The sequence below is a fragment of the Streptomyces cinnamoneus genome, assembly GCF_002939475.1.
Taxonomy (GTDB): domain Bacteria; phylum Actinomycetota; class Actinomycetes; order Streptomycetales; family Streptomycetaceae; genus Streptomyces; species Streptomyces cinnamoneus_A.
The window spans coordinates 119,164-132,966 of sequence record NZ_PKFQ01000001.1; the positions used below are offsets into that span (position 1 = coordinate 119,164).

Consider the following 13,803-nt stretch of genomic DNA (forward strand, 5'->3'; position numbering starts at 1 on the left):
CACTGCGCGAGGCCGCGCAGAACCTTCTGACGTCATGACCGACCGCAACCCCACGCGCTTGGCCCCCCGCCGAGCGGCGCCCTGTCGCAGCAGTTGTTCAGGGCGCCGGTCGAGTGGCCGTGACGACGTAGTAGTCCAAGACGCCTTCCTCGTGGACGCGAAGGAAGTTGCGGGGCCACCCGTCGGGTTCGGAGACGTGGGCGATCCAGCGGTCCCAGCCCTGCCACACCGAGGGCCCGATCGACACAGCACGGGTGCCCTTCAGCCCGGCCCTGGCGAGGGCGTCGACCACGTGCGTGACCGGGTGGGCGATGTCGAGGCCGTTGGCGTAGCAGTCGAGGAGGCCGGCGAGTCGCTTGGCCCGGCCGGGCGCGTCGTCGGTGGTGAAGAAGCTGGCGACCACGGCATGACCACCGGGGCGCAGCACACGGGCCGTCTCGCGCCCGAACGCGTCCAGGTCGCTGAAGTGCTGGGCGGCTTCCACGCTGTAGAGGTAGTCGAACTCCCCGTCCGCGAAGGGCATGTCCTCCGCCGCGCCCTGGACGAAGTCCAGGTGGTCCGGCCGGTCCTTGAGGATGCGGGAATTGCACTCCTGGGCCCGTATGAGCTGTTGCGGGTGGATGTCCATGCCGGTGAGGTGTGCGAAGCCGTACTCCTCGAGCGCCAGCGCGCTGCCGACCCCTGTACCGGAACCGACCTCCAGTGCCCGGGATCCTCCGGCGGGCGGCAGAGCCTCCAGGACATGGCGGTACATGTCCTGCTGACTGCGGACCCGGTCCTCCTGGGAAAGGCCGGCGGTGGTGTCGATCGCCTGCCAGTGGCCGAAGTTGATGAACCCTCCGGCGAACAGGGGGTTCGCGCCGAGGTCGGCTGCTCCGTAGGCCTTTTGCACCGCGGGCGGGATCGGCCGCTGGTCGGGCTGGGGCTCTTGTGTCACTTTCGGTGCCTCCTTGGGCGTATCGCTTTCGGGTGTCAAACGTCGTGGGGAGCGGGTCGGAAGTCTCATGACAGTGCCGGCCGTCAGAGCCGGGCGGGGCCCCGCGCACTGGTGGCCCTCTTCGCACAGCTACGGGTGACGGTGTCGGCGAAGGCGCGGGCGAGCGGAGGGAGCGCGTCCCAGCGGCGTACGGCCCAGCCGACCGACAGGGGCGGCAGGGCGGGGATGGGAACGAGACGTAGCGGCCCGCCCTGACCCGACTCACCCAGACCGGGTACGGCGGGTACGACGGCGTGCCCCAGGCCGAGTTCGGCCAGAAGCAGGGCCGTGTCCCAGTCGGCGACGCTCGTGTCCGAGCCGAGTCGCACGCCCAGCTCGACGAAGGCGGCGTCCAGCCGCCCTCCGGAGGTGGAGTTCGGCGGCAGCCGGACCAGACGGATGTCCGCGAGGTCGGACGCCTCGATGCGCGGGCGGCTCGCGAGCGGGTCGCCGGCCCGTACGGCGAGCACCCAGGGCAGGGCCACGGCGGGCCGCTGCTCGATGCCGCGCACCGGGGCGCCGATGGTGATCCACGCCAGATCCAGGTTGCTGGACAGGAGGGCGTCGAAGCAGCGGCGGCCAGACGCCTCGGTCTGGAACTCCAGGCTCACCTTCGGGTATTGCCTGCGGAAGGAGACGATCGCCTCGGCCATGAAATGCCGTACGGTCGTCGCGCCGGTGGCGATCCGCACGGAAGCGCTCTCCCCGTTCACCAGATCCGCCAGACGGCGCAGCGCGAGATCGAGGCCGGCGATGCCCTCGGCTGCCGCGTCGTAGAGTATGCGCCCTGCCGCGGTGGGGACGACCCCGCGCGGCTGGCGCTCCAGCAGGCTCACTCCGCTCTCCCGCTCCAGCCGTTTGACGTGCTGGCTCACGACTGCGTACAGGCCAGTTCGCGGGCCACGGCACTGAGGCTCCCCGCCCGGCACACGGCTACGAACACCCGCAGGTCGTCCAGAGTCATAAACCCCAAGCTACAGCTTGGGGGTGGCTAGAGATCCCCAGGATTGACTGGGGGCTTCGAAGACAGCGAGGATCGTCACAGGGCCCAGGCGGCAACCCGTGCGGTGCCTTCGCGAGGATCCGGACCGAGCGAAGGCGTCGTACGGGTGCCGACCGCTGAACGTCGAAGGGACACGAACTCGCGCGATCCCCTGCCGGCGGACTCCCCCTCGGGGTTGCCGCCACGCGTCATAGGACACCGGCGGACTCCCCCACGGCACTGCCGCCCCTCGAACCGTCGCGCCGGCCTGGCAGCGGTCAGCAGCTGGCGGGCGGGGTCTCGAAAGTCCCCTGGCCGTCGACCTGGATCAGACCCACGTGTAGGCAAATCTGCCTTGAATGCCGGTGCCGTTGCGGGCGTGGCGACGAGATATCGGCGTGCATGCATCACTCAGACAAGAGAACAGCAGCCACTGCACGCCATGTTGGCGGCCGGCGGGGGCTGACAGCACTGGTGATCGGTGCCTTATGTGCCGCGTTCCTGCTGGGGGGTGCGGGCACAGCAGCGGCCGCGCCGCCGGACTCGAACCGGATGGCCACCTGGAACATGCAGCGCTCGCCCGGCCGGTGGTCCTACGCCCTGGAGCTGTCCGACCGGGCAAGCGTGGTGGCCCTGCAAGAGGCATCGGTCACCCCACCCGCCGGAGCGGTTCCGCTGCGCCGCATCGGCCGCAACATCCGCGCCTACCGCATCCCGGCGACCCGGGTGCTTCAGCTCCCGCAGCACATGCCGCCCTCCAGGGCCGAGCTCTCGCCCAGCCGGCCGGCGTCCGCCTTCACGACGTAGACCTCCCAGGGCTCGCGGCCGGGGCCGTGGACCCAGACCTTGTCCTGGAGCGCGTAGCAGCAGGAAGTGTCGTTCTCCTCGAACGTCGCCAGGCCGGCCTCCCTCAGCCGCTCCGTCGCGGCCGTGACCTCCTCCGCGCTCTCGACCTCGACGCCGAGGTGGTCCAGGCGGGTTTCCCGGCCGGGTTCGCCCTCGATGAGGACGAGCTTCAGCGGCGGCTCGGCGATCACGAAGTTCGCGTAGCCGGGTCGGCGCTTGGCCGGTTCGACGCCGAAGAGCCGGGAGTAGAACGTCACCGACGCTTCGAGATCGGCGACGTTGAGTGCGAGCTGGACACGTGACATGACGATCTCCTCGGCCAGGTTGTATCGATTACCTTCGATACAAGGTTGCGTCTTGAATCGACAGGCGTCAACATAGAAGCATGTCTAATCAAGAGTTGGTGGTGCTGGGTCAGGACGGACCCGACGGCTGCTGCCCCGGCCTGCTCACCGCGCCGCTCCCCCAGGACCAGGCCGTGGAGCTGGCGAAGGTCTTCAAGGCCCTGGGCGACCCCGTACGGCTGCGGCTGCTGTCGATGATCGCCTCCCGGGCCGGCGGCGAGGTGTGCGTGTGCGACCTGACCCCGGCCTTCGGCCTGTCCCAGCCGACGATCTCCCACCACCTCAAGCTGCTGAAGCAGGCAGGGCTGATCGCCTCCGAGCGGCGGGGGACGTGGGTGTACTACCGCCTGCTGCCTGCGACGACCGACCGGCTCGCCGGCATCCTCACCCGCCCCGCCGACGAGCCCCTGCCCGAGCCCACGGGGACCCCCTCGTGACCGGCCCGGCCACGGCTCGGGTGGCGCCCCGGCTGTCGTTCCTCGACCGCTGCCTGCCCGTGTGGATCCTCGCCGCCATGGGTGCCGGTCTCGGCCTGGGCCGCCTCGTCCCCGGGCTGGGAGACGGGCTGGCCAAGGTGACCGTCACCGGGGTCTCGCTGCCGATCGCGCTGGGGCTTCTGGTGATGATGTACCCGGTGCTGGCCAAGGTCCGCTACGACCACCTCGGCACCGTCACCCGGGACCACCGCCTCCTGACCCCGTCGCTGCTGCTGAACTGGGTGCTCGGCCCGGCGATGATGTTCGCCCTGGCCTGGCTGTTCCTGCCGGACCTGCCCGAGTACCGGACCGGCCTGGTCATCGTCGGACTCGCCCGCTGCATCGCCATGGTCATCATCTGGAACGACCTCGCCGGCGGCGATCGCGAAGCCGCCGCCGTCCTCGTGGCGCTCAACAGCGTCTTCCAGGTGATCGCCTTCGCCGGCCTCGGCTGGTTCTACCTCTCCGTCCTGCCCGGCTGGCTCGGGCTCGACCAGACCGCGCTGGACGTCTCCGTGTGGGAGATCGCCCAAAGCGTCCTCATCTTCCTCGGCATCCCGCTGCTCGCCGGCTACCTCACCCGCCGCCTGGGCGAGAAAGCCAAGGGCCGCAGCTGGTACGAGGCGACGCTGATCCCCCGCATCGGCCCGTTCGCGCTGTACGGCCTGCTGTTCACCATCGTCGTACTCTTCGCCCTCCAGGGCGACGCCATCGCCTCCCAACCGCTCGACGTCGCCCGGATCGCGCTGCCGCTGCTGGTCTACTTCGCCCTCATGTGGGCCGGGTCCATGGCGCTCGGCCGTGCCGCCGGCCTGGACCACCCGCGTGCCACGACGCTCGCGTTCACCGCCGCGGGCAACAACTTCGAGCTGGCCATCGCAGTGGCGATCGCCACCTTCGGCGCCTCCTCCGGCCAGGCCCTCGCCGGGGTCGTCGGCCCCCTCATCGAGGTCCCCGTCCTGATCGGCCTCGTCTACGTCGCGCTCGCCGCGCGGCGCTTCTTCCCCCCACTGGCCGACGCCCCGTCGGCCCCCGTCCCGGAAGGTTCCGCCCGTGCCTGAGTCCAAGCCGTCGGTGCTGTTCGTGTGCGTCCACAACGCCGGACGCTCCCAGATGGGCGCCGCCTTCCTCACCCACCTCGGCGCAGGCCGTATCGAAGTCCGCTCCGCCGGGTCCGCCCCCGCCGACACGGTCAACCCCGCCGTGGTCGAGGCGATGCGCGAAGTCGGCGTCGACATCGCCGCCCGGACACCGAAGCTGCTGACCACCGAGGCCGTCCAAGCGTCCGACGTCGTCATCACGATGGGCTGCGGAGACGCCTGCCCCGTCTTCCCCGGCAAGCGGTACCTCGACTGGAAGCTCGACGACCCCGCCGGGCAAGGCGTCGAGGCCGTCCGCCCGATCCGCGACGAGATCGAACGGCGTGTCCGCAGCCTGCTCGTCGAACTCCTACCGCCCGATACGGGACGACAGCCCCGGTGACACGCCCGCGCTCGGCGACGGCACGCCGGCCGCCGGATGCCGACCGGCCCGCATCCCGTGCGCAGGAGGATCGCGGTCGGCCCGGTCGGCCACGGTGCTCGTCCGCGTCACCAGTCCGGCCCGTCCGCCACCCGGATCCCGCCACCGCACGCCTTGCTGACATGGCGTGAGGGCCGGGCCACTTGTTGATCGCAGCCCCGCGCGGCCTCACGCGCCGATCTCGAATCGGGGTGGCTCGAGGTCGTTCAGGCATCCGGTGTCCGGCGCGGCCGGGTCGTCGAAGAACGAGACGGTGATCTCCTGGGCGCACTTCGACGACGCGAACACCACATGCGGCTCGTAGGGCACTGTGACGACCTTGGCCCGGCTCAGCGTACGGGCGACGTAGGGCCCGTTGTCCGCCCCGGTCTGGGCGTCGAACCCGCCCGACAGGGCGAGGGTGGGGATGTCGCTGCGCGTGACGTCCCGGATCGAGCGCGGTGCCGCGGGGACGTTCCAGACCTCGCAGTCCGGACGGAGGAAGGTGAGCTGCGGAGCCTGGGCCAGTACCGAGCGGGGGAACGACGGGAACGCCTCCTGTCCGCCCCGGATCGCCCTGGCCTGGCTCTCGTACGGCGTCCACTCACTGCAGAAGACGCCGTAGGCGAGACCGTGCGCGACCCTTCCCATGGCCTGGGGGCTGAGCTTGCCGCCCGCCCACTGCTGGGCGATCCGCTGCGGCTTGCCGTGCGCCAGCTCGTCGAGGGCGCGGGGTACCTGGGGCGCCACGTGGGTGGCGGAGGTCATCCAGTTCACCAGGGCTCCGCCGTCGAGTACGACCTTCACCGGTTTCGGGTTGCCGGGGAGTGTGACGGTGGTCGTGACCGGATTGGCTTCGAGGTCGCGGACGAGCCGGTCGAAGGTGGCCGACAGGTTCGGATAGCGGCGGTCGCACGCCGGCTGCTCCGCGCAGGCCTTGAACAGACCGTCGAAGCCCTGCCGGGCGCTGCTCCAGGTCAGGGCCGACCCTGCCTTGGACGGCGGCAGGATGCCGTCGATGCCCACCGAGCGGATCCCCTCGGGGTGCTCACGCATAGAGACGAGCGCCAGGTGGGTGCCGTAGGAGATGCCGAACACGTTCCACTGCCTGATGCCCAGCGCGGTGCGCAGGTCCGCGTAGTCGGCGGCGCTCTCGGTGTCGTTGTACGCGCCGAGGTCGACCCCGCGGCCCGCCAGCTGGTCGCGACAGGCCTTCGTGGCCTCGACGTGCAGACGCTCGGTGGACGGTGCGTCGTAGATGAGGCCGACCGCGCGTGCGTTGAAAGCGTCGATGTTGGGGCAGGTGAGCGCCGGGGTGGCCGAGTACGTCCCCCGCTGGGACATGAAGATCACGTCCCGGTCGCGGTTCAGGCCGCCGTCGACGGCCATCTTCGCCTCCCCGACCGCGTCGTCGCCGGGTCCGCCCGCGAGCCACACGATGGGGTCGGGTTTCGGTGTGCCGGTCGCGGCCGGCACGATCGCCACGCCGAGACTGATCGTCCGGCCGCCCGGCTCGGCCCGGTTCTGGGGCACGGTGAGGGTTCCGCAGCGGGCGCCTTCGAGTGCGGCGACCGGTTCCGGCGTCTTCGGGCAGGCGCCCGGCTCGAAGTGGGCGTCGCCCGCCGTCCGGGCGGCCGCACCGATCGGCAATCTGGTGCCGGGATCGCGGTGGAACTGCGCGTGAACGGGTGCTGCGAGCAGACCGGTGACGAGGAGTCCGGTCGCCATGCCGGCCGACGTGACCTGGAGCCGTCGTACGGTGCGGCGGCGACGGGGCGTGTGGTGGTGTGCCATCTGCTCTCCCTGTCATCTCGGTGTGATCGTGAACGGCTGGGGCTTGAGACCGTCCGCGCAACCGGTGTCGGGAGCGGTCGGGCGAGCGAGGAACGAGGCCAGCACGCGTTGCGCGCAGGGTGACTGCGGGACCACCCAGTGGCCGATTCCGGGAATCCGCACGGCGGTCGAGCGGGACAGGTTGCGGGCCGCGTCCCGCGCCCAGCTCGCCCCGGTCTTCGTGTCGAACGTGCCGGAGACGACGAGGGCCGGCACTGAGCTGACCGTGGCCACCCGCTGGGAGGACGCGCGGTTCGGAACGTCCCAGACGCGGCACGCCGCGTACTGGAAGGGAAGCTGGGGCGGCTGGGCCAGGACCGTGTCCGGCCACCCGGGGAAGGCCCGGCGCCCCGCCTTCAGCACGTCGGACTCCGAGTACCCCGGCGCCCACTCGCTGCACGCGACCGACTGCGTCAGGCCGTGCGCGAACGCGCCCACGTCCTGGACCGAACCGGCCGCGCGGGCCTGTGCGAAGCGCTCCGGGTGCCCGTGGCTGAGTTCCTCGAGCGCCGCCGGGACGTCCTTGGCCGGCAGGGCGTTGCCGACCAGCAGGTCCAGCAGCGCGCCCCCGTCGAGGACGACCTTGACCGGCTTCCCTCCACTCGGCGGGGAGGCGTCCAGCGTCAGGGGCTGTGCCTCCAGCCTTCGCACCTGCTGCGTCAGCGTAAGGGCCGGGTCGGGGTAGCGGTTCTTGCACCGCGGCTCGGCCGCGCACGCCTCGAAGATGGTGCCGATCCCCTCCTGGGCGCTGCTCCACGTCCACGGCAGGGTCGCGGTCCGCGGAGGGGTGAGCGAGTCGAGTGCCACCGCGCGAATCCCGTCGGGGTGCCTGCGCAGGTAGGTGAGGGCGAGGTCGGTGCCGTAGGAGTACCCGTAGACGTCCCACTGGGCGATGCCCAGCGCCTTCCGCAGGTCGGCGAAATCCGCTGCGTTCTCGGCGGTGTTGTAGGCGCTCAGATCGACGCCGCCGGCCGTCAGGCGGTCCCGGCACTCCTTCACCGCCCTCAGAAGCAGCCGTTCCGTCGATCGTGCGCCGTAGCGAAGGCCCACGGCCTGCGCGTTGAACCGGTCCATCTCCGGGCAGGCGAGGTTCGGCTGCGAGTAGAGGTTTCCGCGCTGGGCCATGACGATCAGTTCGCGGTCCTTGTTCAGGCCGGAGTCCACCAGGAAGGGGATGTCGTCGAACGCGTCCCCGCCGGGACCGCCCGCCATGAACACCACCGGGTCCGCGGCGGGCCTCGCCGATTTGGCCGGGATGACCGCCACGGCCAGCCGGACCGTCCGGCGGCCCGGGCGGGAGCGGTTCTCGGGGGCCTCGAGGAAACCGCACCGCGCGGTGCGCAGTGCGGCGATCGGCTGGGGCGGGGCCGGGCAGGGAGCGGGCACGTACCGCGACGGGACCGCCGGCCGGGGCTCGCCGGGCAGGGGTGACGCAGCGCTGCTCGGCGCCGGGCCGGGGGCCGCCAGGAACACCAGGGCCGCGGTGCCGGCCGCCACGCCGGTGAGCACGCTTCCCGGCCGCCGCCGGGCACACCGGCTCTCCGTTCTCGCCCGTGTGGGTCTGCCGTTCTCCGGGGCGGATGACAGGCCTATCGGACCGCTGCTGTCCTCTGCCATGTGATCCCGTTCCTCTGCCGACATCGACAGCTGCCCGACCAGACAACAACACCACAGTTCGGGTGAAACGGGCATTAGGGATGATACCGACTGTCGCCAACCCGCGCACACGGACAAGTCACCGGTCCGGATCACCTCGCAGTGGCACCTGACGGCGGCTGCGCTCCCCCACATCGACAGGCCTTCCGCCCTCCGGTGAGGCCTCGCGCCGCGCCGTCAGAGATCTCCCTGGTTCCGCCAGCCCGAGGAGGACAGGCCGCAGGGCCGCAGGACGACCACCTTGGCCGCCGGCGGAGTTCTCGGCCGAGATGCGGTGGAGCTGGACGGCGGTGGGACTGAAGACACCGCCGTGGTCGCGCAGCAGCACCGCACCGCCGAGTTCCCTCGCGGTGGCGGCGGCTTGTCGACAAACACCTCGACACGGGTCGCATGATCGGGGACGCTTCGCGCGATGACCAGAATCGACGACACGCCGCCCGCGTGGGACGAGCGCACCCAGCTCACCACGTTTCTCGACTACGCACGTGACACCGCCCGCGCCAAGTGCGAGGGCGTCTCCGCGGAGAACGCCCGCAAGGCGCTCCTGCCGGGTTCACCGCTGATGACCATGAGCGGAGTGATCAACCACCTCCGCTGGGTCGAGTACTACTGGTTCCAGGTGGTCTTCCTCGGCGAGGAAGACCAGGGCCCCTGGACCGAGGAGGACCCCGACCGCGAGATGCGCATCGCGGTCGACTTCCCGCTCGCGCAGTTGCTCGACGAATACGCCGAACAGAGCGCCACCTACCGCGAGCTGGTCGCCGGGAACGACCTGGACCAGCAGGCCGAGCGAGCCGTCCGCGACGGCGTCCGTGTCGACCTGCGCTGGATCCTCCTCCACCTCACCGAGGAGACAGCCCGCCACAACGGACACCTGGACATCCTGCGCGAGATGCTCGACGGCACGACCGGCGACTAGATCCGGCGAAGCCCGGGGCGGATCGCGGCGACGGTGCCGGTGCCGACCACCCGTCCGGCTCGGGCCGCGCCGCCCCTGCATCTGAGCCCGGCTCACGACGCCATGCGGAAGGCCCACAGGAACGCGGTACCGCCCGCTCCCGGCACGAGCGTGGTCTACCAGGCAGCCGACCGTGTGCGCGGCTGGCGCCTCTGCCGGTCTCGCCGGGCCATCTCCCGGTACAGGGGGTCCGTGAGGTCGGTACGGACACCTCCGCCTGTCGCCGGCCGCGGGCCCAGGGTGGAGTGCCGGGCGATCGAGGCGAAGGGCACGTCGATCTGCGGGATCCCGAGAGCCGTGAGGCGGGCGTTGGACGTCCCGAAGACGACAGCGGGAACGCCTGCCCACAACAGAGCGCCCGCGCACATCGGGCAGGGTTCGGCCGTGCTGACCACCGCATGCTCGGGCAATCGCAAGCCCTTCGCCGCGGCGGCCCGCAGCAGGTTCATCTCCGCGTGGGCGGTGGCGTCCCCGTCCTCCATGCTGTTGGCAGCCTCCGCCACCACCTCGCCGTCGCCCACATCGACCAGCACCGCCCCGAAGGGCCAACGGGCCGTACGGGCGCACGCCACCGCCTCGGGCATGGCGCGCACCGTCGCCGCCTTCAACTCCGGCGGCCACGACCCGTTCCACGCCTCCCCTCCCGGCCTCTCATGAGCACCGGCCCTACTGGTTCCCGGCAGCGCGGCCAGCACGCCGGCCGTCATGGACAGGAACCACCGACGAGAGGAGAAGAGTGAGGCCACCCGACTGATCTACCAGACCGTGAACTCCTTGCCTACTGCACAGGACCGCCCGACACGCTGCGGCGTGCCGGCGCCGCCACGTCACCCCTCCCTGCCTGGACCCCGCCCTGTCCCCTCACGCCGTGTGGGGTTCAGCCCGCCCGCGCGGGGCCTGAGGGAAACCCCGCTTCCACGCGCCCGGGACATCGGCTTCCTGAGGCACCGTTTCAGGCCCACTATCAGGGCAAACGCTCAAAACGAGAGGAAGCGCACGTGGAATCGAGGAACTTGCGCCTGGTCCCTGTGATGGCGCTGGCCACTGCGGGACTGATGTTCGCCGGCACGGCGGGGGCGGCCGCGGCGGCTCCGCCGGAGCGGTCCCCGAGTACGGCGAGCAGTACCGGGAGTGAAGAAGAGGCGAGCTCGAACTGGAAGCCGGACGGCTGGTACTCCAGCGAGGAGTGCTGCCACCAGGCGGGCGACCTGGGCAAGCATTACGGCGACTGGCACGAGTACCAGTGCAAGCGCGAGGAGAAGCACCACGGCCACCACGACTACTGGTGGCACCTCTACTACCGCAGCTGAAGACCGGGCTGAACGCCCACCGCACCGTACGGGCGGCTTCTCGGAGAGCCGCCGGTCGCGCCTCCCCCTTGGGACGTCCGGTGGCTCCAGCAGCTCTTGGCCTTGTCCGGGACCTGTCCCGGACAAGCCCGTGAGCAGGACGGACAACGGCGCCCTGTCCGGGACAGCCTGTTCTTGTTGCTCTGGACACTCCTGGGCCCACAAGGTCTTGGTGCCGCCCGGCGTGGGCGGCCCTCCCCATCGGGGGGAGGACGTTCAGGGGAAAGAGGCACCGGACATGTCGCGTGCCCGCACCATCCTGACGCCCTTGGCCATGGCGATCGCGGCGGGAACCCTCGCCGCAGCCGGAGCCGTTCCCGCGGTGGCTGCCACCCCTGCGCCGTCCGGGACCACTTCTGCCGCACCGTTCGTCGGCTGCGCCTCGCTGACCAGCAACGCCAACGGCAGGGCGCAGGTCAAGAACATATGCAGCCACACGATCAACGCCACTGTCTCCGTCGACTGGGCTTGGGACCCCGACTGCCAGAGCATCGGAGCGGGCAGGTCCGCCACCATCAGGTGGGACTCGACCAAGGGCCGGGCGGAATACGCCTACGAATGCTGACGCCTCGCGACCAGCTGCTCTGAGGTCGGCGCACAGCCGGCACAGCCGAAGGCCATGAGACCGCTACGGATTTTGTCTTCGGCCGCTCCTTCTGGCGCAAAGGCAGGAACGACCGCCCGAGCCACTGGCCGCCGGGGACCCGGAGCCCTTGGCTCCGGGTCCCCGGCGGGGGGAGGCACCCAAGGGCCCAGGGCGTCTCCACACCGGGACCCTGGGTCCAGGTGCTCAGCCGCCGCGGCGCCCGGCCCCACGTCGGCACCCGGGTCGGCCTGTGCGCACGGCGTCTCGATCCGGCTGATCGTCGCGTACGGAGACACGGGCGCGATCCGCCGACGCGTCCAGCAGCACCTCGACGCCGGAACCGATCACGTCTGCGTGCAGGTACTGACCGCTGACCCGGCAGCACTGCCAGAGCACGCGTGGCGCGAACTCGCCCCCGCTCTCCTGAGGCCCTCGTCCGAAGGTCCGGTGATGGCCAGGTGCTGACCGTCAGGGCTGGGTATTTGCACTCCGGGGGGCATGGAATGCGGTGGCGGAAGCATCCGCAAGGGCATGGAGTGCGTGATCTATCAGAAGCAGACGGGTGAGTGCGAGCAGATCGACTGTGAGCAGGCGGACGGGGGATGTCAGACAACCCTGGACCGGCTGGCTGGGCTGAAGCCGGATGAGTTCGCCTGGATCCGCATGGCCGAGCCCCGTCACGAGGCGCTGCAGCAGCTGGGCGAGTACCTGAAGCTGCATCCTCTGGCCATCGAGGACGCGGTCCAGGCCCATCAGCGGCCGAAGCAGGAGCGCTTCGGCGACGTGCTGGCGGTGGCGGTGAAGACGCTGTGGTTCGTCGAGCAGACCGCGGACGTGGAAACCGGCGAGACGATGATCTTCCTTGGTCCGTCTTTCGCGCTGACCGTACGGCACGGGGCGAACGATCCCGCCGTGGAGGCTGCGCGCCGGCTGGCGCAGCAGCCGGACATGGTCCGGCTCGGACCGGTCAGTGTCCTGCACGCGGTGACCGACGTGATCATCGATGCCTACGCACAGGCCGCAGCGCAGGTACGGACGGATCTGACGGAGCTGGAAGAGTGCGTGTTCTCCCCCACCCGCGAGGACCTGACCGAGCAGATCTACTCGCTCAAACGTGAAGTGGTGGAGTTCCGCGACGCCATCGGGCCGCTGGTCCCGGTCATACATCCTTTCGCCACGGGGCGGGATGACTGGCCGCGGCAGATCGTGCCGTACTTCCGGGACGTGGCCGACCACCTCACCCGCACCGACATCGAAGTCCGTGCCCTGGACGACCTGCTCGGTTCCATCCTGGATGCCCATCTGGCGAAGGTGGGTACCTGGCAGAACGACGACATGCGCCGCATCAGCGCGTGGGCGGCGATCGTCGCCTTCCCCACCATGGTCGCCGGGATCTACGGCATGAACTTCACCCACATGCCCGAGCTGGACTGGCGCTACGGCTACCCGTGCGCGCTCGCTGTGATGGCGCTGGGAGCAGGACTGCTGTACCGGGCCTTCCGCCGCAAGGGCTGGTTGTGACGGCGAACGGCTCCCCCAAGTCGTCGCTGGGGCTACGAACGGGGAGCTTGCTGACGCCCGGGTGTCGGCGGGGCGAACCGAAGGCTCCGCATGAGCGGTTCGTGCACCGGTTCAGCGAAGCGAAGCCACCCAGCGGCGGTGAGGACGTCGAGCTGTCCGCCGAGCCGCTGCCCGCCGGTCGCGGCTTGAGTCGCCTATTGCCCCTGCCCGTTGATCATCTTGAGCATGGCCTGGGCTGTGTTGTCTGGCGAACCTCACCTCATGGCGGCCCTGGCCGAGGGCGCGGGTGCCGTCGACCCTGTGCCCCCACCGGACGGTGCCGGCCGGGAGCGAGTCGAGCAGGATCCGTCACAGCTGCCCGCGCTGCACCTCGGGGCGTCCGCCTGTGCCGTCGTCGGCCATCTCGTGCAGGACGGTCCCGTCTTGCTCGACGAGCCGCATCGTCTGACGGCCCTCGATGACGATGGCGCGGAACTCGTCTATCAGGCCGGCCGTCTTGAGGGCGAGCTGCCCGTTGTAGTCGTGGACGTCGAGCAACCCGCCCTGCGTGCGCGCCGTCGGGGAGGGCTCAGCCTCGTAGACCGTGACCGGGATTCCGTGGACGTGCAGGACGCGGGCCAGCGTGAGTCCGCCGAGTCCGGCGCCGACGACGGTGACGGCGGTAACGGCGGTAACGGCGGTGCACATGGTGGCTCCTCGGGGTCGGGGCCGCCCAGTGGTCTGCGGCGGCCGCTTCTGGAAAGGTGCCAGGCCCCGCCGGCAAGCCGCCCACATCG

12 protein-coding genes and 3 pseudogenes are annotated in these 13,803 nt (G+C 70.7%); 8 read left to right on the forward strand and 7 right to left on the reverse strand.

Annotated features, from left to right (window positions below; genetic code table 11):
• Positions 1 to 97: 97 nt before the first annotated feature.
• The 3 genes and pseudogenes from CYQ11_RS00660 to CYQ11_RS00670 all read right to left on the reverse strand — a co-directional run bounded on the left by CYQ11_RS00660 (position 98) and on the right by CYQ11_RS00670 (position 3,109).
• A complete protein-coding gene (locus tag CYQ11_RS00660; RefSeq protein ID WP_240003346.1) occupies positions 98 to 937 on the reverse strand; it encodes a class I SAM-dependent methyltransferase in 840 nt (279 codons plus the stop codon).
• An 83-nt stretch (positions 938 to 1,020) separates the two neighbouring features.
• A pseudogene (locus CYQ11_RS00665) lies at positions 1,021 to 1,940 on the reverse strand (LysR family transcriptional regulator).
• A gap of 749 nt (positions 1,941 to 2,689) precedes the next feature.
• Positions 2,690 to 3,109, reverse strand: a complete 420-nt coding sequence (locus CYQ11_RS00670; protein ID WP_099198841.1) for an ArsI/CadI family heavy metal resistance metalloenzyme — start codon at positions 3,107 to 3,109, stop codon at positions 2,690 to 2,692.
• An 80-nt stretch (positions 3,110 to 3,189) separates the two neighbouring features.
• Between CYQ11_RS00670 and CYQ11_RS00675 the strand changes: the two genes are divergently transcribed.
• Genes CYQ11_RS00675 through CYQ11_RS00685 form a run of 3 tightly spaced genes read left to right on the forward strand, consistent with a single transcriptional unit; the run spans position 3,190 to position 5,106 of the window.
• Positions 3,190 to 3,585: an ArsR/SmtB family transcription factor gene (locus tag CYQ11_RS00675; protein WP_099198840.1), complete on the forward strand. Its 396-nt coding sequence runs from the start codon at positions 3,190 to 3,192 to the stop codon at positions 3,583 to 3,585.
• Positions 3,582 to 4,685: an ACR3 family arsenite efflux transporter gene (arsB, locus tag CYQ11_RS00680; RefSeq protein ID WP_099198839.1), complete on the forward strand. Its 1,104-nt coding sequence runs from the start codon at positions 3,582 to 3,584 to the stop codon at positions 4,683 to 4,685. Before CYQ11_RS00675 ends, arsB begins: the two co-directional genes overlap by 4 nt.
• Complete coding sequence (locus CYQ11_RS00685; protein ID WP_099198838.1) at positions 4,678 to 5,106, forward strand: arsenate reductase ArsC; 429 nt, start codon at positions 4,678 to 4,680, stop codon at positions 5,104 to 5,106. The genes arsB and CYQ11_RS00685 overlap by 8 nt, the downstream gene beginning before the upstream one ends.
• A 207-nt stretch (positions 5,107 to 5,313) precedes the next feature.
• On the opposite strand, the gene CYQ11_RS00690 is transcribed toward CYQ11_RS00685, so the two are convergent.
• Both CYQ11_RS00690 and CYQ11_RS00695 read right to left on the reverse strand, forming a co-directional pair.
• Positions 5,314 to 6,918, reverse strand: coding sequence for an alpha/beta fold hydrolase (locus CYQ11_RS00690; protein WP_181143526.1), 1,605 nt, complete (start codon positions 6,916 to 6,918; stop codon positions 5,314 to 5,316).
• A 12-nt stretch (positions 6,919 to 6,930) separates the two neighbouring features.
• Positions 6,931 to 8,466, reverse strand: a complete 1,536-nt coding sequence (locus tag CYQ11_RS00695) for an alpha/beta fold hydrolase (RefSeq protein ID WP_240003345.1) — start codon at positions 8,464 to 8,466, stop codon at positions 6,931 to 6,933.
• Between the two features lie 559 nt (positions 8,467 to 9,025).
• On the opposite strand from CYQ11_RS00695, the gene CYQ11_RS00705 reads away from it, so the two are divergent.
• A complete protein-coding gene (locus CYQ11_RS00705; RefSeq protein ID WP_099198836.1) occupies positions 9,026 to 9,532 on the forward strand; it encodes a DinB family protein in 507 nt (168 codons plus the stop codon).
• A gap of 155 nt (positions 9,533 to 9,687) precedes the next feature.
• Here CYQ11_RS00705 and CYQ11_RS00710 read toward each other — a convergent pair whose 3' ends face one another.
• Positions 9,688 to 10,155 (reverse strand): nucleoside deaminase, encoded by a 468-nt coding sequence (locus CYQ11_RS00710; RefSeq protein ID WP_181143527.1) that lies wholly within the window; start codon positions 10,153 to 10,155, stop codon positions 9,688 to 9,690.
• Between the two features lie 414 nt (positions 10,156 to 10,569).
• Here CYQ11_RS00710 and CYQ11_RS00715 point away from each other — a divergent pair, with 414 nt between their 5' ends.
• From CYQ11_RS00715 to CYQ11_RS00730, 4 genes and pseudogenes are all read left to right on the forward strand, one after another.
• A complete protein-coding gene (locus tag CYQ11_RS00715) occupies positions 10,570 to 10,881 on the forward strand; it encodes a hypothetical protein (protein WP_099198520.1) in 312 nt (103 codons plus the stop codon).
• A 277-nt stretch (positions 10,882 to 11,158) separates the two neighbouring features.
• Complete coding sequence (locus CYQ11_RS29105; RefSeq protein WP_146104624.1) at positions 11,159 to 11,485, forward strand: hypothetical protein; 327 nt, start codon at positions 11,159 to 11,161, stop codon at positions 11,483 to 11,485.
• Positions 11,486 to 11,782: 297 nt separating this feature from the next.
• Positions 11,783 to 11,971, forward strand: a pseudogene (locus tag CYQ11_RS30070) (hypothetical protein); the annotation flags it as partial.
• A 66-nt stretch (positions 11,972 to 12,037) separates the two neighbouring features.
• Positions 12,038 to 13,027, forward strand: coding sequence for a magnesium and cobalt transport protein CorA (locus CYQ11_RS00730; RefSeq protein ID WP_099198833.1), 990 nt, complete (start codon positions 12,038 to 12,040; stop codon positions 13,025 to 13,027).
• Between the two features lie 246 nt (positions 13,028 to 13,273).
• On the opposite strand, the pseudogene CYQ11_RS00735 reads toward CYQ11_RS00730, so the two are convergent.
• Positions 13,274 to 13,714: pseudogene (locus CYQ11_RS00735) on the reverse strand (FAD-dependent oxidoreductase); the annotation flags it as partial.
• Positions 13,715 to 13,803 lie beyond the last annotated feature (89 nt).